The 25,524-nt window shown below is 58.2% G+C and carries 23 protein-coding genes and 1 pseudogene; 9 read left to right on the top strand and 15 right to left on the bottom strand.

Annotated elements, in window-relative coordinates; genetic code table 11:
* Positions 1–21: 21 nt before the first annotated feature.
* From BST95_RS07205 to BST95_RS07195, 3 genes are all read right to left on the bottom strand, one after another.
* Entirely contained in the window at positions 22–2,037 is a 2,016-nt protein-coding gene (locus BST95_RS07205; RefSeq protein WP_169843874.1) for an FG-GAP repeat domain-containing protein, read from the bottom strand.
* 327 nt (positions 2,038–2,364) lie between these two features.
* Positions 2,365–3,189 carry an SDR family oxidoreductase gene (locus BST95_RS07200; RefSeq protein ID WP_084198707.1) on the bottom strand — a complete coding sequence of 275 codons (825 nt, stop codon included), beginning with the start codon at positions 3,187–3,189 and terminating at the stop codon, positions 2,365–2,367.
* Between the two features lie 21 nt (positions 3,190–3,210).
* On the bottom strand, positions 3,211–4,074 hold the full coding sequence (locus tag BST95_RS07195; protein WP_205737342.1) for a sugar phosphate isomerase/epimerase family protein: 864 nt from the start codon (positions 4,072–4,074) through the stop codon (positions 3,211–3,213).
* A gap of 109 nt (positions 4,075–4,183) precedes the next feature.
* On the opposite strand from BST95_RS07195, the gene BST95_RS07190 reads away from it, so the two are divergent.
* Together BST95_RS07190 and BST95_RS07185 are read left to right on the top strand one after the other, a co-directional pair.
* Positions 4,184–5,869: a GMC oxidoreductase gene (locus BST95_RS07190; protein WP_084198706.1), complete on the top strand. Its 1,686-nt coding sequence runs from the start codon at positions 4,184–4,186 to the stop codon at positions 5,867–5,869.
* Entirely contained in the window at positions 5,866–6,609 is a 744-nt protein-coding gene (locus BST95_RS07185) for a gluconate 2-dehydrogenase subunit 3 family protein (protein WP_084198705.1), read from the top strand. Before BST95_RS07190 ends, BST95_RS07185 begins: the two co-directional genes overlap by 4 nt.
* Here BST95_RS07185 and BST95_RS07180 read toward each other — a convergent pair.
* The 6 genes from BST95_RS07180 to BST95_RS07155 all read right to left on the bottom strand — a co-directional run bounded on the left by BST95_RS07180 (position 6,606) and on the right by BST95_RS07155 (position 11,216).
* Positions 6,606–7,127, bottom strand: coding sequence for a DUF4252 domain-containing protein (locus tag BST95_RS07180; protein ID WP_169843873.1), 522 nt, complete (start codon positions 7,125–7,127; stop codon positions 6,606–6,608). The genes BST95_RS07185 and BST95_RS07180 overlap by 4 nt on opposite strands.
* Positions 7,128–7,131: 4 nt before the next feature.
* Positions 7,132–7,656, bottom strand: a complete 525-nt coding sequence (locus BST95_RS07175) for a DUF4252 domain-containing protein (protein WP_084198703.1) — start codon at positions 7,654–7,656, stop codon at positions 7,132–7,134.
* Positions 7,653–8,084 (bottom strand): hypothetical protein, encoded by a 432-nt coding sequence (locus BST95_RS07170; RefSeq protein ID WP_084198702.1) that lies wholly within the window; start codon positions 8,082–8,084, stop codon positions 7,653–7,655. Before BST95_RS07170 ends, BST95_RS07175 begins: the two co-directional genes overlap by 4 nt.
* Positions 8,081–8,566: an RNA polymerase sigma factor gene (locus BST95_RS07165; RefSeq protein WP_146004172.1), complete on the bottom strand. Its 486-nt coding sequence runs from the start codon at positions 8,564–8,566 to the stop codon at positions 8,081–8,083. The genes BST95_RS07170 and BST95_RS07165 overlap by 4 nt, the downstream gene beginning before the upstream one ends.
* 92 nt (positions 8,567–8,658) lie before the next feature.
* On the bottom strand, positions 8,659–10,329 hold the full coding sequence (locus tag BST95_RS07160; protein WP_084198700.1) for an alkaline phosphatase D family protein: 1,671 nt from the start codon (positions 10,327–10,329) through the stop codon (positions 8,659–8,661).
* 95 nt (positions 10,330–10,424) lie between these two features.
* Positions 10,425–11,216 (bottom strand): class II aldolase/adducin family protein, encoded by a 792-nt coding sequence (locus tag BST95_RS07155; RefSeq protein ID WP_084198699.1) that lies wholly within the window; start codon positions 11,214–11,216, stop codon positions 10,425–10,427.
* Between the two features lie 40 nt (positions 11,217–11,256).
* Here BST95_RS07155 and BST95_RS07150 point away from each other — a divergent pair, with 40 nt between their 5' ends.
* The 4 genes from BST95_RS07150 to BST95_RS21495 all read left to right on the top strand — a co-directional run bounded on the left by BST95_RS07150 (position 11,257) and on the right by BST95_RS21495 (position 13,490).
* Positions 11,257–11,865 carry a Crp/Fnr family transcriptional regulator gene (locus BST95_RS07150; RefSeq protein WP_066057558.1) on the top strand — a complete coding sequence of 203 codons (609 nt, stop codon included), beginning with the start codon at positions 11,257–11,259 and terminating at the stop codon, positions 11,863–11,865.
* Between the two features lie 20 nt (positions 11,866–11,885).
* Positions 11,886–12,104 (top strand): DUF1653 domain-containing protein, encoded by a 219-nt coding sequence (locus BST95_RS07145; protein ID WP_084198697.1) that lies wholly within the window; start codon positions 11,886–11,888, stop codon positions 12,102–12,104.
* An 88-nt stretch (positions 12,105–12,192) separates the two neighbouring features.
* On the top strand, positions 12,193–12,870 hold the full coding sequence (locus BST95_RS21500) for an NCS2 family permease (protein ID WP_276205921.1): 678 nt from the start codon (positions 12,193–12,195) through the stop codon (positions 12,868–12,870).
* An 11-nt stretch (positions 12,871–12,881) separates the two neighbouring features.
* The gene (locus tag BST95_RS21495) at positions 12,882–13,490 is read left to right on the top strand and encodes an NCS2 family permease (RefSeq protein WP_276205920.1); all 609 of its coding nucleotides are present in this window, start codon (positions 12,882–12,884) and stop codon (positions 13,488–13,490) included.
* 515 nt (positions 13,491–14,005) lie between these two features.
* Here the strand turns inward: BST95_RS21495 and BST95_RS07135 are convergent.
* From BST95_RS07135 to BST95_RS07120, 4 genes are all read right to left on the bottom strand, one after another.
* The gene (locus BST95_RS07135; protein ID WP_084198696.1) at positions 14,006–16,288 is read right to left on the bottom strand and encodes a TonB-dependent receptor; all 2,283 of its coding nucleotides are present in this window, start codon (positions 16,286–16,288) and stop codon (positions 14,006–14,008) included.
* A gap of 135 nt (positions 16,289–16,423) precedes the next feature.
* Complete coding sequence (locus tag BST95_RS07130; RefSeq protein ID WP_084198695.1) at positions 16,424–17,053, bottom strand: exosortase H-associated membrane protein; 630 nt, start codon at positions 17,051–17,053, stop codon at positions 16,424–16,426.
* A complete protein-coding gene (xrtH, locus tag BST95_RS07125; protein ID WP_084198694.1) occupies positions 17,037–17,543 on the bottom strand; it encodes an exosortase H in 507 nt (168 codons plus the stop codon). The genes BST95_RS07130 and xrtH overlap by 17 nt, the downstream gene beginning before the upstream one ends.
* 49 nt (positions 17,544–17,592) lie before the next feature.
* Positions 17,593–18,777, bottom strand: coding sequence for a patatin-like phospholipase family protein (locus BST95_RS07120; RefSeq protein ID WP_084198693.1), 1,185 nt, complete (start codon positions 18,775–18,777; stop codon positions 17,593–17,595).
* A gap of 105 nt (positions 18,778–18,882) precedes the next feature.
* Between BST95_RS07120 and BST95_RS07115 the strand changes: the two genes are divergently transcribed.
* Positions 18,883–19,272, top strand: coding sequence for a YbaN family protein (locus tag BST95_RS07115; protein WP_084198692.1), 390 nt, complete (start codon positions 18,883–18,885; stop codon positions 19,270–19,272).
* Here the strand turns inward: BST95_RS07115 and BST95_RS07110 are convergent.
* On the bottom strand, positions 19,256–21,937 hold the full coding sequence (locus BST95_RS07110; protein ID WP_084198691.1) for a bifunctional acetate--CoA ligase family protein/GNAT family N-acetyltransferase: 2,682 nt from the start codon (positions 21,935–21,937) through the stop codon (positions 19,256–19,258). The genes BST95_RS07115 and BST95_RS07110 overlap by 17 nt on opposite strands.
* Before the next feature lie 119 nt (positions 21,938–22,056).
* Here BST95_RS07110 and BST95_RS07105 point away from each other — a divergent pair.
* Positions 22,057–22,994, top strand: a pseudogene (locus BST95_RS07105) (histone deacetylase family protein).
* Positions 22,995–23,198: 204 nt separating this feature from the next.
* Entirely contained in the window at positions 23,199–24,440 is a 1,242-nt protein-coding gene (locus tag BST95_RS07100) for a cytochrome P450 (RefSeq protein WP_169843872.1), read from the top strand.
* Here BST95_RS07100 and BST95_RS07095 read toward each other — a convergent pair.
* On the bottom strand, positions 24,437–25,471 hold the full coding sequence (locus tag BST95_RS07095; protein ID WP_084198689.1) for an AraC family transcriptional regulator: 1,035 nt from the start codon (positions 25,469–25,471) through the stop codon (positions 24,437–24,439). The two genes, BST95_RS07100 and BST95_RS07095, sit on opposite strands and share 4 nt — an antisense overlap.
* Between the last annotated feature and the right edge of the window lie 53 nt (positions 25,472–25,524).

Here is a 25,524-nt window from a genome sequence, read left to right as displayed (position 1 = left end):
CGGTGTTTGTGGGACTTTTGTTTATCGAACTACAGCGCCCTCAGCGAACGCTCGACGGCCCTCAGCTTTGCCGATTTCAAGGTAGTGCTCAAGGCCATTCTCGAATTCGCCCTTCTTCACCAGAGCTACGACATCGGGATTCTCTGTGAGATAGTAGTACTCGTTATAGCCCGCCGCGCCGTGCCGCGATGGGTCAGTGGCATTTGGCCCGGTATGTAGCCGACTGTTCGCCCTGACATCGAAATAAAACTCGCGTTCATTGGCCACCCCATAAGTGATGAAGCCGAGTCGGCCGTCAGCCAGCAAATAGGGGAAGTATTTTTGGCCGCCCAGAAAGTAGGGTTCATAGGTTGGCCCATAGGATTTCAGGATTGACTCCGTGCGCTGGTCCAGTTCGGCGAAGCCCTCCCAGAGGGTCGATACAAACTTTCCGTTGCCGGTGTTTATAAGCACCTCATTTGCCCAGGCTTGATCTGGGACGCGGTAGATCTCACCGATCCAGCCTGTCCACTCGTGCGGCTCGGCTACCCTCGTTGATGCGTCAACCGCCAGAATGTCAATGAAACCATCGCCATTCACGTCCATAAGCAGGTTGTCGTGCCCGCCCTGGTTGCCGAGGTTGTAGTTGTAAAGCGCTTTATCGGTGATATCGCTAAACCTGCCATTTCCCTTGTTTTGCAGGAACTGAAGTACGCCGGCAGATTCCTTGTAGTCATCGTTCCAAAGCATCGAGCTAACGAGTATGTCCTGATCGCCATCGTTGTCCATATCGAACAGATCGACCTGTATATCGTGCGCGCGCCCGGTGCCAAATTCAGAGGACAGAAACTTTGATTGACTGTCCTTAAACCTGTCTTGCTTGTGAAAATACGGTATCGGAAGTGGCTTGATGTCTCCGTAAGCGCGGCTGCTATCAAAACGAATATTGTCTATGATGATTGAGCTGCTACCGTAGCTGCTTGTAGAGACATCACCATTGCTTCCGTCGTATGCATCGACAATGACCAGTTCTGCCTCCGGGTCGTCATCGAGGTTAGCCGCGGCTACGGCCGAACCCGTGTGTATCCATTGTCCACCGATTTCTTGGAAGTCTGCGCTGCCCTCGATTGAGACGTTGAATCTGAGTGGCCACGCTTTGAAGCCTCCATTCTGATCATTGATCAGGATCATGACCGCATCGCCATAAGAAAAGGGCGCAGCCGGATCGTCGGACCAGTCGTAGCTAGACATATAGGCTGATCCGATGATGTCGGTATAGCCATCGCCATTGATGTCAGCGAGGTTTCCCTCGTGCATAGCCATGGCAGGCTCGATAGAACGTGGTGTAAGCCGGTTACCGTCATTCAGGAATAATATATTCTCGGTCGGAACGAATGGCGATTCATTGTGGCCGATAATCAGCAGGTCGTCGTGCCCATTGCGATCGAAATCGTGAACCCTTATGAACGCGGTTCCGTCAGTGGTGGATCGGCCCAGTAGTTCGTTTGCATCCAGCAATTCTGTTGCATCGGGACCCGCTTCAAAAACCTGCAGCCTGGCATTGGCGGGACGCTCTTCTCCGTTGGTGTCTATGTATGAGCCGCCGTCTGTCCAGCCGCTGACAAAAACCTCTGGATTGCCATCGGCGTCAGTGTCGCCCAGACCAAAATACTTGATTGTGGAGTAGTTATCCTCGACGGCGATATGGTCAATCTCTCTGATATCGAAGAGCCCATCGTCAATCAAAACACTTGTTGGCAGCGGATTCAGTGTGACCGCATGTTTGCCACCCGAGGCTTTTCTGAACATCGGAATAAGGCGGGCCTCGATGTCATACGCTGTATGTTCACCGAGCAAACTGATGGAGCACGGCTCAGATTGTCCGCCACAAGCTCCTCCTGATTGCCAGCTATCGAAGACGTAACCAGGTTGCGGCTGGGCAATAAAGGTGCCCGCCCAAGCCTCTCCGTCAGGAATGTCGACCTCGCAGGTTTTGCCAGCTTCGCAGTAGTAGTCTCCTGATGCAGTTGTAACTCCGCCGCCTTCCGGCGCCTCCATATTGATCTTGCATCCCGTAAAAACAGACAGGCTAAGACCTAAAACTATCATCCTTGAATACATTTTTTACTGCTAACTCCGTACGGTTTTGGTTTCCCTTTCCGTTTTAAGTTTCCTAGATCGGGCTAACGCCCCTACCACTTGTCTCCGGGGAGGGGAGTCGCGCTTGGCGTAGGTTGTTTTGCCGAAACTCTGCTTGCGTAGAGATTGTCAATCGCGACGCCGAAAGGGCATTACTATAGCGGACCGGGGATGCTTTGTAAGCAAGACGCGCTCTGGATCACGGCTTACTATATCGCACCAGTCCTAAGGGGTCAGACCCCTTTATCAGAGACCGACTGCCTTGGTGGATGCCGCCCAGAATGCGTCACGCTGCAGGTTGTCGTCGGCGACGGGCGAGTAACCGGCGAGCTTGCACTGGTCATAGTACTTGCCACTGACGCCTTCCAGTTCCGGATCACTAGCCAGCATCATGGTGGTTTTAGCTCCTTTCTCTGGCGAGATAAACAACAGCCCCACGATCTTACGCACCAGCCAGGGGAAGCTGCGCACGATGTCCGTGGCCACCGCACCCGGGTGCAACGCGTTAACAGTCACTCCCGAGCCATTCAACCGCTCTGCCAGTTCAACCGTGAACATCATATTAGCCAATTTCGACTGGCTGTACGCGGCCTGCATCTTGTACTTGTGGAATCCGGTAAAAGTCGCCAGATCCATCTCACCCTTCTTGTGCATCATCGAAGACACATTCACAATGCGCGCCGGTGCACTGACTTTGAGACAATCCAATAACAGGTGTGTCAGCAGAAAATGGCTAAGATGGTTCACCGCCATCTGCATTTCAAAACCATCTTCAGTAATTTCCTGCTCCGCGGGCATGATTCCCGCATTATTAATCAGCACATCCAGGCGATCGTAGCGAGCCAGAAATGTCGCCGCGAGTTCGCGCACACTGGCGAGACTGGCGAGGTCTACCGCCAGATTCACCGGCGCGATTTCTGCGCCGGCACCGATTACTTCCAACGCCTGTCGAGTTTTATCACTGTCCCTGCAGGCCAATATCACCTCGGCGCCCGCTGCGGCCAGCTCACACGCAGCGACCAGACCGATGCCGCTGTTGCCACCTGTTATGAGTACTCTTTTGCCTTGCATCGCATCACTCCCCTTACGTTATTATTCTGTATTCTCGTGTGCCGCCAGAAGCGCCTGCAGGCCCTGCAATGACGTTGCCACCGTTTCCAGCGGCGTCATGTCATCGGGATAGGCCTCTTGTTCCACCAGCAACCAGGCCGTGCCGCCGTCCGTGAGGTTGGCGTCGAGCAGCGCTGGCCAATCTGTATCGCCCTCCCCCACGAAGGGTCGTTTATTCAGGCTAAACGGCGGTTTGTGCACCTTGTAGTGTGTGCTGAAGGTGCGGCCAGGATACTTCTGCACATAGGCGACGGCATCAACATCAGCATAGGTGGCCCAACCCACATCGAGCTGCAGCACAACTTCATCGAGGGTATTTTCCGCCAGCACATCCCAGAACGTACTGTCTTTAAAGCTGCGAAACTCCTTGTCGTGGTTGTGATAGCCAATTTGAATACCACTGTCACGACTGCCCTGCGCTGCTGCATTGAGTAATCGGCTGAGTTCGTAAACCCCCTTCTTATTCCAGGCCCGCTTATCCATGCCCACCACCAGTGCCGGCGAACCCAGTTGTTGATGGAACGCCAGTGTCTGGGCCAACTGATCGGGCTCCAGCGCTTCTGCTGACACATGTGCCCCGGCAGATACCAGGCCAATACTTTCCAAATACGCTTTTAGTGCAAGCGGCTTGCTTCCATAGGGGCCAAATTCATTTCCGTAGAACTCAACCCCGTCAAACCCCATGTCCGCCAGGGCGGCCAATGTCCCGGCAAAATCCGCCTGCAGCGCATCGCGCACCGACCAGAGTTGCACGCCTACTTTAGGATTCATCGGAGCCTGGGCCGCGGTAGTCATATGCCAGAACATACCCAAACACAGCGCGAGTGCGCCTGTTATTTTTCTCATTCACGATCTCCATCTCTTGCAGCCGCTGTTATTTTTTTCAGACCGCAACCACCCCAGGAGGGCAAAGATTTATATACTGCGTGGTGAAACCCACATTAATGAGAATTCCATGTCCGATCAAGCTTACGATGTGGTGGTAGTCGGTTCCGGCGCCGGCGGTGCCATGGCAGCCCACACCCTGACCAAATTGGGCAAGCGGGTGCTAATGCTCGAGGCCGGTCGCGACTACGACCCGGTTACCGAGACGCCAATGTTCAATTCCCCGGCGGACGCACCGTTGCGCGGTGCGCCCACGCCAGACAAGAACTTCGGTTATTACGATGCCACAGTCGACGGCGGCTGGGAGGTGCCGGGCGAACCCTACACCATGGCCGATAATACCGAGTTCAAGTGGTGGCGAGCGCGCATGCTGGGCGGGCGCACCAATCATTGGGGGCGGTATTCACTCAGATTTTCTCACCATGATTTCAAAGGATTCAGCCGCGACGGTTTCGGGGCAGACTGGCCCTTTGAATACGATGAACTCGCCCCCTGGTACGATCGCACCGAAGAACTGGTGGGGGTGTGTGGCACGAATACGGGGCTGGACGACATGCCAGACTCATCTCCCGACATATTAATGCCGCCGCCTAAACCGCGCGTGCCTGAATTGTTAGTTGCCGCTGCCGCGGGCAAGCTGGGCATCCCCGCCGCTCCCATGCATCGCGCCATCCTGACCCGACCCAAAGACGATCGGGCCGCCTGTTTCTGGGCAACACAGTGTGGCCGGGGCTGTTCCATCGGCGCTGCCTTCCAGACCACGACTTCGCTCATTCCGATGGCCAAAGCCACCGGTTTACTGACTGTACAGACCGACGCCATGGTCAGGTCCGTCGAGGTCGATGCACAGGGACGCGCCGAAGCCGTCACCTATATCGACCGCAAAACGGGCGCCCCTCGCACCGTCGCCGCACCCGTGGTCGTTCTGGCGGCCAGCGCCTGTGAATCGGCACGGATACTCCTCAACTCAAAGAGTGAGCAACACCCGCAGGGGCTGGCCAACCGCTCGGGCCAGGTAGGGCGCAACCTTATGGATTCAACCGGGGCAAATATGAGCGCCGTGATTCCCGCACTGAAAGGCCGCCCCATTTATAACGAGGACGGCCATACAGCCAATCACCTGTTCCTGCCCTGGTGGGGCCACGATATGCAGGCCAGGGGCGAGCTGGATTTTGCGCGGGGCTATCACTTTGAGATGAGTACAGGTTTCAAACCGCCCGGTGGTTACTATCCCGAGAAGCTTCAGGGCTACGGCGTGGAGATGAAGCGCCGGGCCAGGTTCGACTATGGATCACAGATCTCTCTGGCTCTGCGTGGAGAGATGGTACCCAACGCCGATTGCTATATGGAAATCGACGATGCGGTCACTGATCGCTGGGGCATTCCGGTGGCCAAATTTCACTGGAAGTGGTCCGAACAGGAACTCAACCAGGTGCGTCACGGACTCGCCACAGCGCGCGATATCTTCAAGCTACTCGGGGCCGATGTGCCAGACGAGTTGCCAGATCCCGCCGAAGCGATCAAAAAAGGCGGCGAGATTATCCACGAGGTGGGTACAACGCGCATGGGCACTTCGCCCAAAGATTCTGTCACCAACCAGTGGGGGCAGGCCTGGGACTGCGACAACCTGTTCGTGATGGACGGCGGCGTATTTGCCTCCAACCCCCACAAGAATTGCACGCTCACCATTATGACTCTGACCATGCGCAATGCATCATGGCTGGCTGAGCAACTGAACAAGGGGGCGATAGCATGAGCCACGAGACACCTGAACCAGGCATCACCCGACGCCAATCGCTGAAATGGCTGGCAGCCGTGACCGCAGCAGTGACAACGCCGCTGATTACCGGCTGCGAAGCCACGGTGATCAAGGCGGCCAAGCTCGCCGGAAACTGGCCAGACCTGCAACTCCAACCCATTACCGCAGAGGGCTACGGCACCGACCCGACACTGAATCCACCAGTCCAGGCGCCCTGGCCTCTCACCATGACACCTCATCAGCGCAAGCTCGCCACAGCGATACTCGACTTGATGATTCCCCGGGAAGGCGACTTCCCCTCGGCATCGGAAGCCGGTGTTGTCGACCTGGTCGATGAGTGGGTCAGCGCGCCCTACCCCGAGCAGCAGGAAACGCGGCCGGAAATCCTGTCTGCGCTGGTGTGGTTCGATGAGGAATCCCAGCGCCGCACAGGCCAGTCGTTTCTGGCAACCAGCGCACAACAACAACGCGCCATCCTGGATGACGTCGCCTACGAGGAGGCCGAGAGTAAGCTGCAATACGCCTATATTTCCCGGGTATTTGACGGACTGCGCTCACTGGCGGCCATCGCCTACTTCAGTTCACCCGAGGGTGTGAAAGACATGGGCTATGTGGGGAATGTGCCCATAGCGGGCGACTATCCGGGACCAAGCCCCGAGGCCATGACACACCTCGACGGTGTGCTCAATGACCTGGGGCTCCTGGACTATGCCTACCAGGAACCTGTAAGCGGCTAAACATCAATCGGCGGTGCAGGGACATCCAGTGCCTGCATAGTGCTCGAGAGCATCTCCGGCTGCAGCTCGCCCATTACATTGACCAACACGACCTCGGAGCGGTCGGCAGTGAGTACGGTGAGGCCAGCGATACGTTCTTCCACCATTTTCATCAGCACGTAGGTCGTCTCGCCTTCCTCGCGCACCAGAATAATTTGCTGCCAACCATCTTCGTTAAGACGGGCGTTAATCTCACCCAGGTCTTCTGCCACCGCGATCGGGTCTTCCTCGATCTCGTAGAGCTTGACCCGTACACCATCCAACTGACACAGCAAAGCCTTGGTCGCCGGATCATCTTCAATGGCGTTTGATGCGATGCTGAGCAACGTGGGGCCGATTGACAGGGTCATGGTGGCATCGACATCCCACATCGACAGGCCATCGAAATCGGCGTAACCGGCGTTGCGGTGCGGAGCGGTCACACCGCAGCCGGTGAGGGCAACCATTACCAATAGCAGTGCTATTTTCAAGGTATGCATGGCCTTACTCCGTGTCGACGTCAACATCGACGTTAATCTGCTCCATCACCTTGCTCACCTGGGCGGGATCGATATTGCCAAGAATGTTCAGAAACACGGCCTCTTCCTGGTTGACCACCATAATGGCCATGCCTTCCATGTTGTCGGCATTCACCCGGGTAAACATCTGCACCTGCTCATCCGCTTCCTGCACCTGCACAATGGGCTGCCAGTTGGCGGCCTGCAGGATGGTCTTGGCCTGATTCATGCGTTCCAGCGCCGGCGCCAGATTACCGCCCGTATCGTAGACATTCACGCGGATACCCTCCAGTCCCTGCATAATCGCGGCCGCTTCCGGGTCCTTAGAGGCTGCTGCTGCCGCAGACAGTAACTGCATCAGAGGTCCGCCGATATTGATCATCACCCGGGGTTCACCGTAGATCTCGTTCATGGTGCCGAAGTCCACATAGCCCGGCATGCTTTCATAGTCCTGCGCCAGGGCTGCAACACTGATCAAACAGCTGGTAACAATTGCAATCAAGGTTCTCATAGTTCGTACTCCCGAGTAGTGTCCAGGGGCTTTTCAATCACCTGGATTGTTGTGTCCGTTACCGGCCGGGCCACACCCGAACCGATACTGGCCGCCATCTGACTGGCGACTTGTTCATTGGCTTTCTGCAAATAGGTCAGCGCGATCGCCAGATCCTGCTGGGCCTGGGCAAGTTGCTGTTCCTGCCGCTGAATTTGTTGCTGCTGCGCCATGAGCGCCACAGCCAGGGGCACGGCAATCACGCCAAACGCGAAGGCTGGACGCAACCAGCTGGCACGCCACCAGGGGTGACGCTCGGCATGATCGCGGGGAATCCGCTGCAGCTTGTTCTGCAAGCTGGCCGGCATAGGCTCGGTAGGCAAATCAGCCAGGGCCTGCTGCAGCACCTGCTCCCACTCATCACTGTGCAAGTCTGGTTTTTCCGTCATGGTCGCAACTCCGTCAGTTGTTCCCGCAGTGTTTTTCGCGCCCGGTGCAGGTAGGTCTTTACCTGGGGCAGGCTCAATTCCAACGTGGCCGCCACGTCTTCATAACTGTGCTGCTGCACATCGCGCATGATGACCAGCGAGCGGTAGGGTTCGTCCAGGCCCATTACGGCGGCCTGCAGTACCTGCCCTTCCCTGCTGCGCTGCATACTTGCAAGCGGCTCTTCCCCCCCGGCCAATTCATCCGGCCCGGAGTCTGCTCGAGGGCGCTCAAGGCGCAGTCGATCCAGGCAGAGATTGCGCGTTACACGCAGTAACCAGGGTTTCACCCGCGCCTCCGAGAGCGTGTCGCGGTGCTGCCAGAGGCGGATGAATGCATCCTGCACTACGTCCTCTGCCTCGGCCTCGTCCTTGAGTAGAAATCGGGCCATTGACCAGCTCTGCTCCTGGTGGGCGATCGTCCATTGTTGAAATTGTTTGTCCATATTCACGGACTATACGACTGGGGAGAAGAAAAGTTACTTCGCTGGCGCGGGTTGCGACGAACCGCGCGATTCCAGCGATGAATGGTGGGAGATCAGGCGAAACTAAGCGACTTGCCGGATTTTTCGATACGCACCTGACGAATACTGGCGGGGCGGTAGTCGCGCGAGACCACACTGCTCACGCCCATGTAGTCGACCGTGGCGGCCTCGTGCGTCAACACCAGCCGCACATAGCCGTTGGTCTGACCACTGGTCCACAGCACGTCCGGACTGGCGTCTGCCAATACCCGATCGAACGCCGCAGCCTGCTCCGGACCCAGCCCACTGAAAGGCCCGGGAGAGGTAATACCAGAAGTACCAATCTCAACGCCCATCGCCTGGCCGGCGGCGTTAAACAGCTGGTTCTGCCAGAAGGCATGAGTATCTCCGGTCAACACCAGCAGGTCGTTCGCACCTGCCTGACTGGCCATGCCATACAAGGTTTCACGAGCATAGGGATAACCATCCCAGGCATCGAGGTTGAGCGGCAGGCCCGCTTCACCCAGCGGCCGGAAGCGATGCGCATACTCATAGAGCGTGGTGCCGGGCTCGACGCCCATGTCCGCAAGCTGTTGATCGGTAATTATCGGTGCCAGCCAGCGCGCCATGAGAATCTGGTTGCCGAGAATGCGCCAGGACCTGCCCGCCTGAACCGACTCAGCCAATGCCTCGCCGGTGAATGCCTTGCCTGCGTCGGATAACAGCTCCCGCGAAGGGTCCCATAAATCCTCGCGATAAAAACGGCGCACATCATCGGCGGTTTGCAGCTGTTCCAGATGATCTTCGTAGTTGAGCTGTTCGCTGCGGCCCGTCAACCGGGTTTCCAGCGTAATCAGACTGGCCAGATCGCCGTAGCCAAAGTGCCGCCAGTACTCTGCCCGATTTCCGCCGGCACCAGGTTCGCGGATCGGCATCCATTCATAGTAGGCCTGCAGCGCGATTTGCTTGCGCGCCGTCCAGTCGCCCTCGGTTTCAGGCTGGTGATTTTCCGCTCCATCCATCCATGGGTCATTGGTAATCTCATGGTCATCCCAGATGGCAATCAAAGGGTGATTGCTGTGCATAGCCTGCGATTGAGCGTCGGCTTTGTACTGGGCGTGGCGCTGGCGGTAGTCCGCCAGGCTGAGAATCTCCCGCGGCGGCTGGTGATTGCGATTCAGCGCTGCGCCGCTTTCGCCGCCGTAACCATCGGGACCATATTCGTAAATATAGTCACCCAGGTGCAGAACCAGATCGACCTGTTGATCCAGGGCAATCGCTTCATAGGCATTAAAGTAACCGAAGGGGTAGTTGGAACAGGATGCGACAGCCAGGCCAAGACGCTCCACATGGCCGCTGGGCAGTGTGCGGGTGCGTCCCGGCAGTGAATAGATGTCACCGACATTAAACCGGTAGTAGAAGCGTTCGCCCGCCGACAAACCGTCGGGCACCACTTTCACCGTCCAGTCGCGCGAGGCATCGGTGCTGAAGTCACCCTCGGCTACCACTTGCGCAAAATGGGGATCACTGGCGAGTTGCCAGCGCCCTGTCACCGGCCCGGAGGCACCACTCACCCTGGTCCAGAGCACAACACTGCTCTGGTCGGGGTCGCCGCTGGCAACGCCGTGGGAAAACGTGGCCCCATTGATATCGGATGCTCCCGGCCCCGTGGCACAGCCCACCACCGGCAGGACGGCCGTGGCTGACAGGCCCTTAATAATGTTGCGGCGACTGATTCTGCTCATTACCTTCTCCGTGCAATTGAAAAGGCCCTCACGCGGAGGGCCTTACAGAGAGTAATCGCGACCGGGTTGTTGTCAACCCGGAACTGCCGTCAAGATCAGTCAAGCAGCTCTGGTTGCTCCTCGATAATCACATCGTACAGCGGCTGGAAGCTGAACCAGCCTGCGAGCGCCGAGCCCACAGTGTCGCGCGTACCCAGCGCTACATCGTGCTCAATTGGTTTGGGGGTGCCTGCCGCCTCGGCCAGCAGCTGCGCCTGGCAGCTGCGCTCCAGGGTGATGTACCACCAGGCGGCGGCGTCGATGGTTTCGCCCACGGTCAGCAGACCGTGATTTTGCAGAATCGCCGCCTTGCGCCCATCCAGGGCGGCTGCGATACGCTCGCCTTCGCTGTTATCCAGCACTACGCCGGAGAAATCATCGAACAGCACGTGGTCTTCGTAGAAGGCACAGGCGTCCTGGGTTAGCGGCGCCAGGGTCTTGCCCAATGACGAGAACGCCTTGCCGTACACCGAGTGTGAGTGCGCGGCTGCGGTAATCGAGGGGTCGGACATGTGGATCTGGGAGTGAATGGTAAACGCTGCGCCATTGAGCAGACCTTCACCTTCCACCACTTCACCTTTGTGATTGACCAGCAGCAGGTCGGACACCTTCATCTGCTTGAACGATTTGCCCATGGGGTTCACCCAGAAGTGGTCGCTGTGCTCCGGGTCACGCACAGTAATGTGACCCGCCACGCCTTCGTCGAAACCAAACTTGCCGAACAGGCGCAGGGCCGCCGCCAGCTTGTTCTTGCGATCCACACGGATGGCGGCGACATCTTCCGGCTGGGCCAGAATATCTTCGGCCTTGTCCATGTTCATCACAATTTCGTTAGCAACGTCGTTCATCTCAATCTCCTTTCACCTTGGTTCGGTTTATACTGCTGCCATGAGCGCAGCGGATTTCAATACTACTCGCAACCAGTGGCTGCATCGCTGGGGCCTGCATGACCTGCCAGCGGATTTACCCTGGCTGGCACGCATGGCCCCGGTTAACTGTGACGCCGGCGAATTCCTGATTCACGCCGGCGATGTCAGCGACACCCTGTACGTTGTTAACACGGGGCTGGTACGCCTTTTCTACACCACGCCGGAAGGGCGAGAACGCAACAAATCCTTTATTCGCGCGGGCCAGATCGCCGGCCCCGTGAGTGCCGCCATTTCCGGCGGTGCCGCACCCTTCTCCATCGAGTGTCTGGAGCCTGTCGAGGCGATCAGCTTTCATCTCAATGACCTGCTAGATGCCGCCGATCAGAATCTGCAGATCGCCCGCCTGTACCGGGTGTTTCTCACCGAGGCTTTCTTGCGCAATCAGCAGCGTGAGGCGGTCCTGCTGACCTGTAATGCTGAAGAACGCTACCAATGGCTACTCGCCAATGAACCGGATCTCAGCGACCGAGTCACCCAGGGCCATATTGCCTCATACCTCGGTATCGATGCTGTCTCACTCTCCCGAATCAAACGCAAGCTTAGGGACGCGACCCCTGAGCATCATTAACATATGTTAAAAGGCACACCATGAGCGACCCACAGCCGGGTATCTACCAGCACTTCAAAGGCAACGAGTACGAACTCATCGGCCTGGCCACACACTCTGAAACCGAGGAGACACTGGTAGTTTACCGCCCCCAATACGGTGAACGCGCCCTGTGGGTGAGGCCACTAGCCATGTGGCAGGAAACCGTGGAACGCGACGGCGAGGTCAAACCCCGCTTCAGCTATCTCCGGCCCGCCTGAATACCGCCTTCCCCATCCCCGCGCCTTTCCCGCCATCGGCGACTGTGACACTATTGCGGTTTTTCAGGCACAGGTAATCAGGCCCACTATGCAAGCACTGTTGGAACGACTGTTCAAACTGGAGCACCACCAGACCCGCGTAAGCACGGAGCTGGTCGCAGGCCTCACCACATTCATTACCATGGCCTACATCATCTTTGTGAACCCACAGATGATGGCTTCAGCCGGCATGGATCATGGCGCCAGCTTTGCCGCCACCTGTCTGGCGGCCGCCCTGGCCTGTATCTTCATGGGCCTGTACGCCAACTGGCCCGTCGGCCTCGCACCGGGCATGGGCCTGAACGCCTTCTTCACCTACACAGTGGTCGGCGAGATGGGCTACAGCTGGCAGGTGGCTCTGGGGGCGGTATTTATCGCTGGCATCCTGTTTGTCATCATGAGTGTCACCCCGCTGCGCGCCTGGATGCTCAACAGTATTCCCAAGGATTTGCGCGTGGCCATGGCCGCCGGTGTCGGCCTGTTTATCGGCTTTATCGGCCTCAAGAGCGCCGGACTGATCATCGACAACCCGGCCACCCTGATTTCCCTGGGCGACCTGACCCAACCGGAACCCCTGCTCGGCGCCCTTGGCTTCCTGCTCATCGCAGGACTCTCGGTCCGCCAGGTACCTGGCTCCATCATGCTGGGCGTGCTGCTCATTACCGTCATTGGGCTGGTGGCCGGCCTGGTGGAATACCAGGGCATTGTGTCGCCCCCCCGAGCATAGCCCCCACCTTCATGCAGCTAGACATCGCCGGCGCCCTGGAAGTGGGCATGGTCAGCGTAGTGATTGCCATTCTGTTCGTGAACCTGTTCGACACCGCAGGCACGCTGCTGGGTGTAGCCACCCGCGCCCACCTGGTCAATGAAGAAGGTGAAATCCAGAACATGAACAAGGCCCTGCAGGCGGACTCTTCCTCGAGTGTTGTCGGCGCATTGTTCGGCTGTGCCCCGGTAACAAGCTACGTGGAAAGTGCCGCGGGTGTCGCCGCCGGCGGACGCACTGGCCTCACCGCGGTCGTGGTAGGCCTGCTGTTCCTGCTGGCAATGTTCTTCGCCCCACTGGCGGGTATGGTGCCGGCCTATGCGACTGCTGGCGCGCTGGTGTATGTGGCACTGCTGATGATGTCGGGCATGGAACAACTGGACTACTCCGACGCCACTGAGCTCACCCCCGCCCTGCTCACCATCATCATGATTCCGCTGTCGTTCTCGATTGCCAATGGTATTGCGGTGGGCTTTATCAGCTACACCGTCATCAAGGTATTTGCTGGCCGGGCCAATGATGTCTCATTTGGAGCCTGGTTCCTTACCACCATATTTGTTGCGAAGTTTGCGTTCTTTTAGGCCGGCAGATTATTCAAACTGGCTTGACATAAGCCGTCGTTGAGAGCCGCAGTGTTGTGCGGTTCTTGACCCGCCGGCATAGAGCTCCAATTCACCTTCTGAAACCGCTGCAAGGCCATCCATGGCGCCCGACAATTTCAGAAGCGGAATTGGAGCTCTACACCTCTGTCAATGATCAAATAAATCTAACCTTCAACTCAGCCCACCTATCGACGGGAGCTATCTGCGACTGCAATTAAGCTCACCCGCTGCCTCGATTAATGCTGTCGGTGTAACTTTCGAAATCTAATCATCGCTACCCCGAGACTACCTGCGGGACTAGGCATGGGGACAGGGCGGGGTTTTCGAAATCGTCGGGAGGCATGGATGCCGCACGCCGAAACGCTCATGGATGACTAGCAGTGGTTTCGAAAACCCCGTCCTGTTCCTATGCCGATGAGTAAAGATCCCCACAAACTGCCAGACAAAAAAAAGCGCCCCGAAGGACGCTTTCTCTCAGATGACCTTAGCCCAACTTAAAAGTCGAGGCCAAAGCGCACCATATACTGGCGCGGAGCGATCAGCTCGTCACCAGTGGCGCCCACACCGAATACGTCGGTGAAGCGGGCGTTGATGCCGTCTTCGTCGGTGAGGTTCTTGCCGATCAGTTCGACGCGCCAGTCGCCATCAGCCGGATGGAAGCCCAGGATCAGGTCGATCACGTCGTAGCTGTCGACAGAGTCAGTGACATCGTTGTTGAAGATACGGTGCTTGAAGTCACCGCGGTAGGTGTACTGCAGTACGCTGCGCAGGTCACCCCAGCTACCCAGAGTAGCGTCATGGCTCAGGGCCAGGTTACCGGTAAAACCAGGCGTCTTGGCCAGTTCGTTGCCTTTGACGTTGGCGATCTCGGCCGCACGGGCGATCTGGATCTCGGGGCTGAACAGGTCAAAGCCCTGGCCCAGCAATGCGTTGGTGGCCGCGTCGGAAGCGACGTTGTCGAGGGCGTCGTGGTCGGCGGTGATTTCTGTTTCCAGCCAGGCCATGCGCGCGTCCAGCACCAGCGAGTCGGTCAGGAAGGCGGCGAATTCGAGCTCGGCGCCGTAGATTTCAGACTCGGGAATGTTGCCTACACCGCCCTGGAAAACCTCCGGGTCAGTCGCCTGGTACTGCAGGCCCTCGTAGTCGTAGTAGAACGCGGCACCGTTGAGGCGAACGCGGCCTTCAGCGAGGTCGGTTTTCAGGCCAACTTCAAAGGCGTCGACCACTTCTTCGTCATAAGTGGGCAGCACCACGATCGGGGCGATTTCATCTTCGCGACCGTAAGTCAGGTTGGAACCGCCGGGCTTGAAGCCACGGGTGTAAGAGACGTAACCCATGGTGGCGTCACCGAAATCATGCTCCAGTACGACACGGCCAGTGACCTTGTCGGATTCCACTTCGAGAATGTCGGTGCCGTCGCGACCATAGAAGTTGGTGACTTCAGAATACACCTCGTCTTCGGTGTAACGCAGGCCGAACACACCGCGCCAGGTATCGTTGAAGTGCCAGGTGCCCTGACCGTAAACGGACACGGAATCACGCTCGGGCTTGGAGTCGGAGATGAAGCCGAAGTCGCCGTCGAAATTGTATACATCTTCCACAGTGAAGGGATCGAAGGTGCCGTCAAAGCCGAAGTCCAGACGCTCCAGGATGCTGATATCTACCTCGGTGTCGAGGTAGAACACACCCGCTACCCAGTCCAGCTTGCCGAACAGTGGGTCGCCGGAAATCAGGTTGATCTCCTGGGTAAAGGTGGTCTGCTCGTTGGTCTCGGCATCATAGAAGCTGGGCAGCAGCGCGAAGGGCGGCAGGCTGTCCAGGTCGTGGCGGTCGTTGTCGCGACGGATCAGGATGTCATCGTCCTGGTAGCTTGTCAGCGACTTCACGGTAAAGGCATCCAGGTCCCACTCCAGCACCGCGCTGTACAGCTCAGAGGTCAGCTGGTACTCGGCGAGAGAATCCTGACGGAGTTTGCGGGGGTCGCGAGTTTCATCCAGCAGGCCCTTCTGCGCGGCACCGTTCACATCTTCATCGAAGTACTGCGCTGTCAGGTGCGCGCGGAACGTCGCTGAAGGTTCGATCAGCAGGCGCACACGGCCGGAGATGCTGTCGCGGTCATCCAGATCCTGGTTGAGAACCACGTTCTCGGAGAATCCATCGTGCTTGTTGGTTGAGACACTGGCACGCAGGGCCACTTTGTCACCCATGGGCACATTAATCGCGCCACGGGCCTGGACCAAGTCGTAGTTACCCAGCGTCAGATCGGCAGTACCGTACACCTCATCAAGGGTGGGCGCCTGGGTGATCACGTTGATCGCGCCACCGGTAGAGTTCTGGCCAAACAGGGTGCCCTGGGGGCCACGCAGCACTTCAATACGCTCCAGGTCGAGGAAATCGGTCTGCAGAGCGTAGGGCGATGCCACGTAAATGCCATCCAGGTGGTAAGACACGGAGGGGTTGGCAATGGCGTTCTGGTTGGCCTCATTACCGACACCGCGAATGGTGATAACGGTCTTGAAGCCTTCGTTCTTGGCGATGTTGACGCCGGGTGCGACGGCACTGAGATCGACGAATGACGTGATCTGACGCTCATCGAGATCCTGGCCAGAGAGCGCGGTGACGGCCTGAGACAGGTCCTGCAGGCTCTCGGTGCGTTTCTCGGCGGTAACCACGACCTCTTCAAAGACCGGGCGAGCGTCCTGCGCTGAGGCAGAAAAGGGAATGGCGGTGCTGACTGCGACGGCAATTGCCCGCAGCCTGAAACGGGGCTCAAACATGTACGAATCCTCTGTAGACAAGTGTGCTTTACAGGAGTCTGTGCCCCTTTCGTTTTACGGTTGATACCGAAGGCGCCGAAATGTAGCAGTTGCTTGCCAAAATGCAACACCGAATCCGGTGGCAAAATAACAGCGTTACGCCTCTTCAGCGACCTCCTGGCGCGTTCCCAGAATACTGGTGAACAAATCGGTGTTCTGACTCTGCCAGGCCCAAACCGCAATGGGTGCCACGGTGGGCACAATCAACACATTCAATTGGTAGAGAAGGCCAATCACATTGCCGTTGGGAATGAATACCCCAGGGTGCTCCATAAATAGCGCGCCGAGGTTAACCATCAGGTCCTTCATACACAGGCTCACCAGCCCGAATAAAATGAAGGGATAGAGAATGAGCACGCCGGCCAGGAAGCTGGTGAGGTATTCATCTTTCTGGGTAGCGAAATGCAGCGTGGCGTAGAACGGCAAGGAGTACGACAGAATGGCCGGATTAATCTGGAAACCGAACTGATATTCGGACTGCTCAGCTGGCACCGGCCGGCCACCGGCCTCGCCAAACTGGGTCAGCAGATACACATCGGAATTCTGGAAAATAATGGAGTCCACCGCATAGGGGAACCAGTTACCGAGAATAATATTGCTCAGGCCGACCACAGGCATGGCGACCATATCCGCCGCCACCGTCCACAGCGCAAAGCAGGGGATGATGAGCGCAAATACAAACAGCAGGAACTGCCGCAGATGGCGGTTCTCAGGCAGCGGCGACATGGGCCTCTTCCTCGCGATTGGACAAATAGCGGAGGTAGAAGATGAATACCACCAGCACATCGAGCATGATGAGGGCCGGCCACAGGTAGAGGTGCACCCAGCCGAAAATGTCGAGGTCCCAGTCACCGAGGTAGAACAGGCTGATAATCCGGGCAATATTCATCACCTGAACGGCCACAAATCCTAGCAGAATCGCCGCTGAGCGCTGTTTCCAGGTGGCAGGGAACGCCAGCACCGCGGCAATCAGGACAATAGTGGCTTCTACCCCATTACAGCCAGCCTCGATCGACACTGCAAAGCCAGTGTCCTGGAACTGGAGGATTTTGCCGTAGGCGATGACGTTTTCATCAAACGGCGAAATCAACGCCGCACTGAGCTTGGCCAGGCCCGTGGTAAAGGGCACGATGACATGCTCCTGCACAGGATTGAGCATCTCCACGGTAAACAAGGTTACGAGCACCACCCCGAACACGACGATAAACCGGTTCACTTCACACCTGCTAACGACAAAACTGGAGCCGATGGTAGCACAGCTGGGGTCAGAGCATGATTTCAGGCTGCGGGTGGAAAAAGGCTTCGATCATATCCCGCTGATCCAGGGCGTCCCGATAACCAAACTCAATCAGGTCCCGACAGAAAGCCCCCTCAAACAACAGGTAACTGGCGAGGCTGGTGCCGCCGCCTTTGGGTGTGGCCCCGGTGACATTCAACAGCGTACGCATGGCCGATGGCAGGCGATGCAGGTGATCCGAGGCCACCTGGTCGATCTCAATCGACGGGTTAATGCAGAGAAAGTCCACCAACCGGGATTCACCAGTTTCCGCGCTGGGGTCGGCATTATGCACAATGCCCACCAGTTCATTGATGCGCTGCAGGTTCTCCATGTCGCTTTCCAGAGCATCAATAAAGGCGCTGTTGAATACGTGGCCAATCATCTTAGCCAACGAAGGCGAATGGGGTTCACGCACGTCGGCCGGCTCATGGCTGGGATTACCACTCACCCCCACCACCATAATCCGCTGGGCACCCAGGTGCAGCGCCGGGCTGATGGGTGACACCTGCCTCAGGGCACCATCGCCGTAATAGGCACCGTCCACCTGCGTGGCCGGGAGGATGGCCGGAATCGCCGACGACGCCAGCAGGTGCTCAACACCCAGTGTTGCCGGCACTCCGCGACGCCGGGAGCGGCGCCAGGGCAATAGAACACTGCCATCCAGGTCGCTCTGGTAAAACGTCACCGATTCGCCGGTGTGATAGCTGGAGGCGGTGACACCAATGGCATCGAGCTGACCACCTCGCAGGCGCTTCTCCAGTGTGTCAAAGTCAATCGACGATGCCAGTAACTCCGCCAGTGGCGCGGTATCGAGCAGTGCCAGGGGTTTGCGGATCCCGGTGCCCCGGTGAAAGAGGGAGCCCAGCAGGCGAAGTACGCTACCCGCCAGGTCCAGATAGCCGGAACGGTACACCTGATCGACACTCAGGTTGCTCCAGATCTCCTCCACCTTCTTGACTGCGAGGCGGAAGTTACTGGCGGACGCCCCAAGCGCGACGGCATTGAGCGCGCCCGCGGAGGTGCCGGTAATAATGGAAAAAGGGTTGTGAGCTTGTTTTTCAAGGACCTCGGACGCTGCCCGCAATACACCCACCTGATAGGCTGCCCGGGCGCCGCCGCCAGTGAGTACAAGGGCGGTGCGGTCCTGGGCGGGCAAGTGATTGGCAGTCATGTCCTACGTTTTACTGGAAGTTGGTGTCGAAGACCAGTACCTGGATGCGTGAACTGGCCATTAGCGATAGCATAGTCGTTTTGGTCCCCCGGAAATGCCGTTCGCATGAAACGCCAACTCTACAAACCACTGGGCTTTCTTTTTCTTGGCCTAGCGCTGGCCGGCATTGTGCTGCCGGTGCTGCCCAGTACACCCTTTGTTTTGCTCGCCGCGTGGTTCTTTGCCCGCTCCTCGGAAAAATGGCACCAGCGATTAATGGCCAGTGAGTTGTTCGGCCCGATGATCAGAAACTGGGAAGAGCAGCGCTGCATTTCGCAGCGCTCTAAAGCTATAGCCATTCTCTCCATGCTGGCCGCAGGCGGGGCGTCGATCGCCTTTGCCATGGAGAGCACCACCCTGAGAGTCGGCACTGCCTTGCTGATGGCCATTGGTGCCACCGTTGTGCTCAGCCTGCGCACCTGCCCTAACTGCGATCGCATTACAGAGGAAGCGTAACCTCCACTACTTCCGGGTCTTCGGGGCTGCGCAGGGCGCGAAAGCCCAGCCGCTTGCACATGCGCAACATGCGGGCATTCTGGGCCAGCACCTCGCCTATCATAGTTTCCAGGCCCCGTTCTCTGGCGATATCGATTAACCGCTCCATCAAACGCGGGCCCAGGCCATGTGACTGCCACTCATCGGCGATCGCCAGGGCGAACTCACAGGAATTTGCATCAGGGTTGGTGACGTATCGCACCACGCCGATAAAGGTGTCTTCGCCCGCACTGTTCTGCTGGATCGCAACCAGCGCCATCTCCCGGTCGTAATCAATCTGGGTAAAGCGGGCAAGCATGCTGGGCGTGAGCCGATCCAGGCCATGCATGAAGCGGAAGTACTTACTCTCCGCGGATAGATTGGCGACAAAATTTTCCTCACTGCGGCCGTCCTCGGGACGAATCGGGCGCATCAGAATCTCGGCGCCATCGGTCAGCTGCAAGCGACTTTGCATATCGGCAGGGTACGGGTGGATCGCCATGTGGCCGTAGTGATCCGTGGCCAGACTGTCCGCCGCGACATGAATATTCGCCTCTACCGCAACCGCGCTGGCCTCATCGACCAGCAGTGGGTTGATTTCAAATCGGCTTATCACAGGCAGTTCACAGGCCATTTCCGACACCCGCTGCAAGACCTCCGAGAGTGCAGCCATATTAACCGCCGGCATTTTCCGAAATTGACGCAGATAGTGCGACACAGCAGTGCGATCAACGAGTTCTCGCGCCAGGAAGTCATTCAGCGGCGGCAGCGCGACCTGGGTTTTCCCGGCCAGCGCCTCGGCGGCCGTGCCAGCCGGCCCCATATGGATAACCGGCCCGAAGACCGGGTCCCGGGAGATACCAACCAACAACTCCCGGGCATGGGGCCGATCCACCATCGGCTCAATACAAACCCCACACAGCTGGGCATCACCCTCGCGATCCGCCACATCGCGCATGAGTTCTTCGTACGCTGCCGCCACGGCCCGTGAATCACTGATATTCAGCCGCACGCCGCCCACCTCAGACTTATGCTCAATGTCCGGGGAGACAATTTTCATCGCAATGGGAAAGCCGATGTTCTCCGCGGCAATGAGTGCCTCGGCAGCGCTGGCGGCCACCATGCTCGGCAACACCGGAATATGGAACGCCCGCAATACAGCACGCGACTCGGCCATCGTCAGCGTACTCCGCCCCTCGCTCAGGGCGTGGTCAATCATTGTCTTGGCGCCATGCACGTCCGGGTCGGGGTGTTCCGATAAGGGTTCAGGCACCTGCAATAGCGCGCGCTGATTGCGCCGATAGCGCGCGAGATAGTTGAAGGCATCCACACCGGCCTCCGGGGACATAAATTGTGGGATACCCGCTGCGGTCAGTTTCTTGCGCCCCTCGTCCACCAGCTTGCTCCCCATCCAAGATGCCAGCACGGGCTTGCGGGCCTTGGTGCTGGCTGCAATCACGCCGTCTGCACAGGCCGAGGCATCGGTAAAGCCCTGCGGTGTCAGTAGCGCCAGTACCCCGTCCACACCGGGATCATCGAGCAGTGCCGCAACCACCTTTTGATAACGCTCGGCATCGGCATTACCAAGAATGTCTACCGGGTGGGAACAGGTCCAGTAGTCGGGAAGAGCATCGCTTAATCGCTCCATGGTGTCATCGGACAACTGGGCCAGCGCCAGATCGGCATCACCGGCCCAATCCGCCGCCATAACCCCGGGTGCTCCGCCGTTGGTCACCACCCCGAGACGACCTTCTTTTACCCTTGCCCCCGAGGCCAGAATCGTGGCGGCGGCAAAGAGCTGATGAACAATAGTGACACGCACAGCGCCAGCGCGGCGTATGGCCGCATCAAACACCTCGTCGCGCCCCAAGGGAGTCTGCATCTGGCTGGCCGCCGCCCGGGCACCGGCATCGTTGCGACCCGACTTGATGACCACAACCGGTTTCAGTCGCGCCGCTGCGCGCAGGCCACTGAGGAACAGCCGGGCATTGGTAATGCGTTCCACGTACAGAAGAATGCTGCTGGTATGGGGGTCCTGTGCGAGATAATCGAGGACATCGCCGAGTTTGACGTCTGACGTGGCCCCCAATGATGCGACCGCAGAAAAGCCAAAACCGGCGTCATCCGCCCAGTCGAGAATGGCCGAGCAAAATGCGCCAGACTGGGTGACCAGCGCCACCTTGCCCTCGCGAATCGGACTGCGAGCCGAGGTGGCATTAAAATGGTTACGCGGCCTTGCAATGCCCAGGCAACGCGGCCCCACCAGGGCGATGTGGTAGCGGCGGGCAATTTCGACCAGTTCGTTCTGGAATGCCAGGCCGCACTCCTGCATCTCGCTGAAGCCACCGGAGAGGATCACCACCGCTTTGACCCCGATCTCGCCACAGGCATGCATAATGTCGGCTTGATGCTCTGCCCCCGCTGCGACAATAGCCAATGCCACCGGGCCGTCCAGATCCGCTAGGGCAGCTCTGGGTTTGTACCCGGCCAGTTTGTGCTTACCCGCAGTCACCAGGTGAATAGCACCGGCAAACGCCCCACTGCGAAGATTGTTCAGTACTTGTTCGCCGATGGTGGCATACGCTTCATCGCACACCATAGCCACTGCATCGGGACTGAAGAGGCTTTCCAGATAATGTTTTCGCATTGTGACCGTCAGCCAGTGCCCCTGCGCCGCCCCCAAGGAATGATCCGGAACAAAGTATAGGCACAAATCTGTCCTGCTTCTTGCCTGCAACACGGCCAGGGTGCAAGATCACCCTGAGCATGGAGCGCATCATGAATATTGCCTACATCAGCCACCCCACCTGCGAATTGCACGACATGGGAAGCTACCACCCGGAGCAGCCCGCCAGGTTGAGCGCCATCAACGACCGACTGATAGCCAGCGGTCTGGATATGGCGCTGCAACGCTATGACGCCTCGGCCGCGCAACGCGACCAGTTGCTGCATGCCCACAGCAGCCGCCATGTAGATCATTTGTTCGCTCAATCGCCGGAAATCGGCTCGGTGTCGGTCGATCCCGATACCACCATGAACCCTTACTCCCTGCAGGCAGCGCTGCTTGCCGCGGGCGCTGTTATTCAGGGAGTGGATCTGGTGATGGGCGAGAAGACCCGTCAGGTTTTCTGCGGCGTGCGCCCGCCCGGGCACCACGCGGAACGCGACAAAGCTATGGGGTTCTGTCTGTTTAACAACATCGCTGTGGGCGCCTACCACGCCCTCGAACACCACGGCCTGGAGCGCGTGGCCATCGTCGATTTTGATGTTCATCACGGCAACGGCACAGAGGACATCGTGGCTGGCGACGAGCGGATTCTTTTTTGCTCAACGTTCCAACACCCCTTTTACCCGCACAGCGGCGAAGCTTGCGAAGCGGCGAATGTGGTCAATTCGCCGCTGCCCGCAGGCAGTGACGGCGAGTCTTTCCGCGCCGCCGTAAACAGCCACTGGCTGCCGGCACTGGAGGCCTTTGCCCCCAATTGATATTCATCTCTGCCGGTTTCGACGCCCATCAGGCAGACCCCCTGGCAGACTTCCAACTGGTCGATGAGGATTTTGCCTGGGTCACCCGGCAGCTGTGCCAACAGGCGTTGGCCAGCGCTGATGGCCGGATCGTTTCTTCGCTCGAGGGCGGCTACGACCTGCATGCGCTGGCGCGCAGCGTGGAAGCACACCTTAAAGCCCTGCTGGGCGACGACTAACCCAAACTGCCGCTCTGCACCCTCTACCAGGCCCAGCCGTCCTTGCTGGCGGCTTTGCGATGGTGTGCTCGCCCTCCTTTTCTCCGCTCACGATTTGTTCAGGTATAAAAGCTCATACGCACCAGTAAATGAACGATCTGTCACTTGCGGCAAAAGTAGACATATGTATACTTTTGCTATCGCATAATAATCCCGGAGACGACTATGTCGGAGGCTGCAACCGCCCTGCCCCCAGTGGCAGAAATTTTTAACCCCCATTCGTCGGAGTACATGAATGACCCCGTGTCGCAGTGCCTGGCCCTGGCCGAGCGCGGCCCCATCGTCTGGTACGAGCCCTGGCAGGCCTGGATTGTCACGCGCATGGAAGACATCATGGCCTGCTGGAAAACGGAGCCATTGTCGTCCGATTTCTATGACTGGGAATTCGCTCCCGAGCGCCCCAGTGAAGACAAGTGGAGCAACTTTGAGCGCGCCATGATTGGCCACAGCCTGCTGGCAGACCACGGCCATCATCGCCTGGTGCGCAAAGTCGTCTCCCCGGCGTTCTCACGCAACGTGGTCGACAAGATCCAGGAAAAGATCAAGCCGGACGTGGAGAAACTGTTCGACGAGCTGGGATCACCCGAGACTTTCGATTACATCGAAGATATCGCCCAGCACATTCCCTTTATCTCCATTACCCGGATGGTCGGCATCCCCGAGAAGTATTGGCCGGAAATACGCAAAGTGATCCTGACCTTTACCGAGACCTGGAACCCCACCATCTCCGATGAGCAGCGCGAGGCCGCGCGCCAGGACTGCAACAAAGCCATCGATATCATTCTCAAGGTGATCGCTGAACGTCGGGCCCAGCCTGAGCAGGATGATTTTCTGTCCACACTGTTGAAAATCGAAGAAGAGAACGAGAATTTCAAGGAGTGGGACATCGTGACACTGGTACTGGCACTGATCGGTGCCGGCGCCGATACCACCCTGGTGGCCCAGCAGTGGTCGGTGTATTCACTGCTCAAACACAAGGATCAGGTAGCAGCGGCACTGGAATCTCCAGATGCATTTTCCAACGCCTTCTCCGAGATCAACCGCTGGGGCGTCGCGTCCAAAATGGGCTTTGCACGCTATGCGCCGAATGATATGGAGTTTATGGGCGAGCAGTTGCGCAAAGGCGTCATGGTGCTGATGATGCCGCACCTGAAGGACTACAACCCTGCCTACTATGACTCACCGGAAACATTCGACGTGAAGCGGGAATTTAATCCCGACGCCATGTTCGGTTATGGGCCGAGGTTCTGCATTGGCGCGGCACTGGCCAAGCGCCAGCTGTACCTGACCATGTGTGAACTGTTTACGCGCTTCCCTGATGTGGAACTGGCTGAAGAGCCGGAACGCGACGCGGACGACCACAACGCCATTGTGTTCAAGCGCCTGATGCTGCGCACTAACGCCTAGCGCGACCTCCCCGCCTCCAGCCCCTGGCGATAGTCGCCAGGGGTAACACCCTGCCATTTGCGAAAAGCGCGATAAAATGCGCTGGGTTCGGCAAAACCAAGCTGCCCTGCCACCGTCGCCAGTGATATCTCACGATTGCCCAGTAACTCCAGTGCCAGTTGATGGCGCGTCTGGTCGAGCAATCGCTGATAGCTGGTCCCCTCCTCCTGTAAACGCCGCTGTAAGGTGCGTTCACTCATGCCCATCTGGGAAGCAATCGCCTGCTTCGCAGGCAGGGTCTGGGTGAGTTGTGACGCCATTAAACCGGCCACCCGGGCAGCCACGCCTGGCTCCAGCGCCGGCGTCGCGAGGACGCGATCAGCGCGCTCCGTCAGCAAGGCCAACAGCTCCGCACTGGCGTGAGGAATTGGTAGAGCCAGCACCTCAGGTGAGAACACCAAACGATTGGCGCTGCTGCCACCGGCCACAGGGCAGTGAAAATATTCACTGAATGGTGCAGGTTTATCACCTGGCAGTACGCACAACTGCAATCGTAGCGGCACATAGGCATCACCAGCCAACCAGCGACCGAGCGCCACAATCGATGCAAACATTGCCACAACACGATGGGCTGTTACCGCATCGTCCGCGTTGACGGCATGGTATTCCAGCGCGGGATAGCCATCGCACTCGCTGCGCACAAAGCTGCCGCCCTGCCCGGCGAGAAACTGGTACTCAACGATCACATCGAGGCAGGCATCAATGGTGCCGCAATTCATGACCATATACCCCACCAGGCCAAAACTGGCGGGCTGAATCGCTCGGGCAAACTGCAGACCAAATTCCGGCGAACCACAGCGTTGCACCGCTTGCTGCCACAGCGCCTGCTGCTGATCAAAACTGATGCGGTTCTCGGGGCGCTCAAGCAGCCGGGCATCAATGCCCAACTCGCCCAGCAGGGCCTCAGGCTCGGCCTCACCCGCCAGACGCATGGCATCCAGCAGCGCCAGGGTCAGGCTGACACTCACCTCGCGCTCCTTGTCAGGCAACATGGCCCCATTCCTTCATTTCACCCCCCTTATTACAGCCACCAAGAATACCAGTG

This window comes from Halioglobus japonicus (assembly GCF_001983995.1).
Lineage (GTDB): Bacteria > Pseudomonadota > Gammaproteobacteria > Pseudomonadales > Halieaceae > Halioglobus > Halioglobus japonicus.
This window is presented reverse-complemented; position numbering and strand designations above follow the sequence as displayed.

Bases quoted from the DNA above. Each gene is read 5' to 3' on its own strand.
- BST95_RS21500 (WP_276205921.1), top strand. From the start codon at position 12,193: ATGCAAGCACTGTTGGAACGACTGTTCAAACTGGAGCACCACCAGACC.
- BST95_RS07130 (WP_084198695.1), bottom strand. From the start codon at position 17,053: ATGTCGCCGCTGCCTGAGAACCGCCATCTGCGGCAGTTCCTGCTGTTT.
- BST95_RS07120 (WP_084198693.1), bottom strand. From the start codon at position 18,777: ATGACTGCCAATCACTTGCCCGCCCAGGACCGCACCGCCCTTGTACTC.
- BST95_RS07160 (WP_084198700.1), bottom strand. From the start codon at position 10,329: ATGAGCAGAATCAGTCGCCGCAACATTATTAAGGGCCTGTCAGCCACG.
- BST95_RS07155 (WP_084198699.1), bottom strand. From the start codon at position 11,216: ATGAACGACGTTGCTAACGAAATTGTGATGAACATGGACAAGGCCGAA.
- BST95_RS07185 (WP_084198705.1), top strand. From the start codon at position 5,866: ATGAGCCACGAGACACCTGAACCAGGCATCACCCGACGCCAATCGCTG.
- BST95_RS21495 (WP_276205920.1), top strand. From the start codon at position 12,882: ATGCAGCTAGACATCGCCGGCGCCCTGGAAGTGGGCATGGTCAGCGTA.
- BST95_RS07165 (WP_146004172.1), bottom strand. From the start codon at position 8,566: ATGGACAAACAATTTCAACAATGGACGATCGCCCACCAGGAGCAGAGC.
- BST95_RS07175 (WP_084198703.1), bottom strand. From the start codon at position 7,656: ATGAGAACCTTGATTGCAATTGTTACCAGCTGTTTGATCAGTGTTGCA.
- BST95_RS07150 (WP_066057558.1), top strand. From the start codon at position 11,257: ATGAGCGCAGCGGATTTCAATACTACTCGCAACCAGTGGCTGCATCGC.
- BST95_RS07110 (WP_084198691.1), bottom strand. From the start codon at position 21,937: ATGCGAAAACATTATCTGGAAAGCCTCTTCAGTCCCGATGCAGTGGCT.
- BST95_RS07115 (WP_084198692.1), top strand. From the start codon at position 18,883: ATGAAACGCCAACTCTACAAACCACTGGGCTTTCTTTTTCTTGGCCTA.
- BST95_RS07095 (WP_084198689.1), bottom strand. From the start codon at position 25,471: ATGTTGCCTGACAAGGAGCGCGAGGTGAGTGTCAGCCTGACCCTGGCG.
- BST95_RS07195 (WP_205737342.1), bottom strand. From the start codon at position 4,074: ATGAGAAAAATAACAGGCGCACTCGCGCTGTGTTTGGGTATGTTCTGG.
- BST95_RS07135 (WP_084198696.1), bottom strand. From the start codon at position 16,288: ATGTTTGAGCCCCGTTTCAGGCTGCGGGCAATTGCCGTCGCAGTCAGC.
- BST95_RS07190 (WP_084198706.1), top strand. From the start codon at position 4,184: ATGTCCGATCAAGCTTACGATGTGGTGGTAGTCGGTTCCGGCGCCGGC.
- BST95_RS07100 (WP_169843872.1), top strand. From the start codon at position 23,199: ATGTCGGAGGCTGCAACCGCCCTGCCCCCAGTGGCAGAAATTTTTAAC.
- BST95_RS07170 (WP_084198702.1), bottom strand. From the start codon at position 8,084: ATGACGGAAAAACCAGACTTGCACAGTGATGAGTGGGAGCAGGTGCTG.
- BST95_RS07205 (WP_169843874.1), bottom strand. From the start codon at position 2,037: ATGGAGGCGCCGGAAGGCGGCGGAGTTACAACTGCATCAGGAGACTAC.
- BST95_RS07180 (WP_169843873.1), bottom strand. From the start codon at position 7,127: ATGCATACCTTGAAAATAGCACTGCTATTGGTAATGGTTGCCCTCACC.
- BST95_RS07145 (WP_084198697.1), top strand. From the start codon at position 11,886: ATGAGCGACCCACAGCCGGGTATCTACCAGCACTTCAAAGGCAACGAG.
- BST95_RS07200 (WP_084198707.1), bottom strand. From the start codon at position 3,189: ATGCAAGGCAAAAGAGTACTCATAACAGGTGGCAACAGCGGCATCGGT.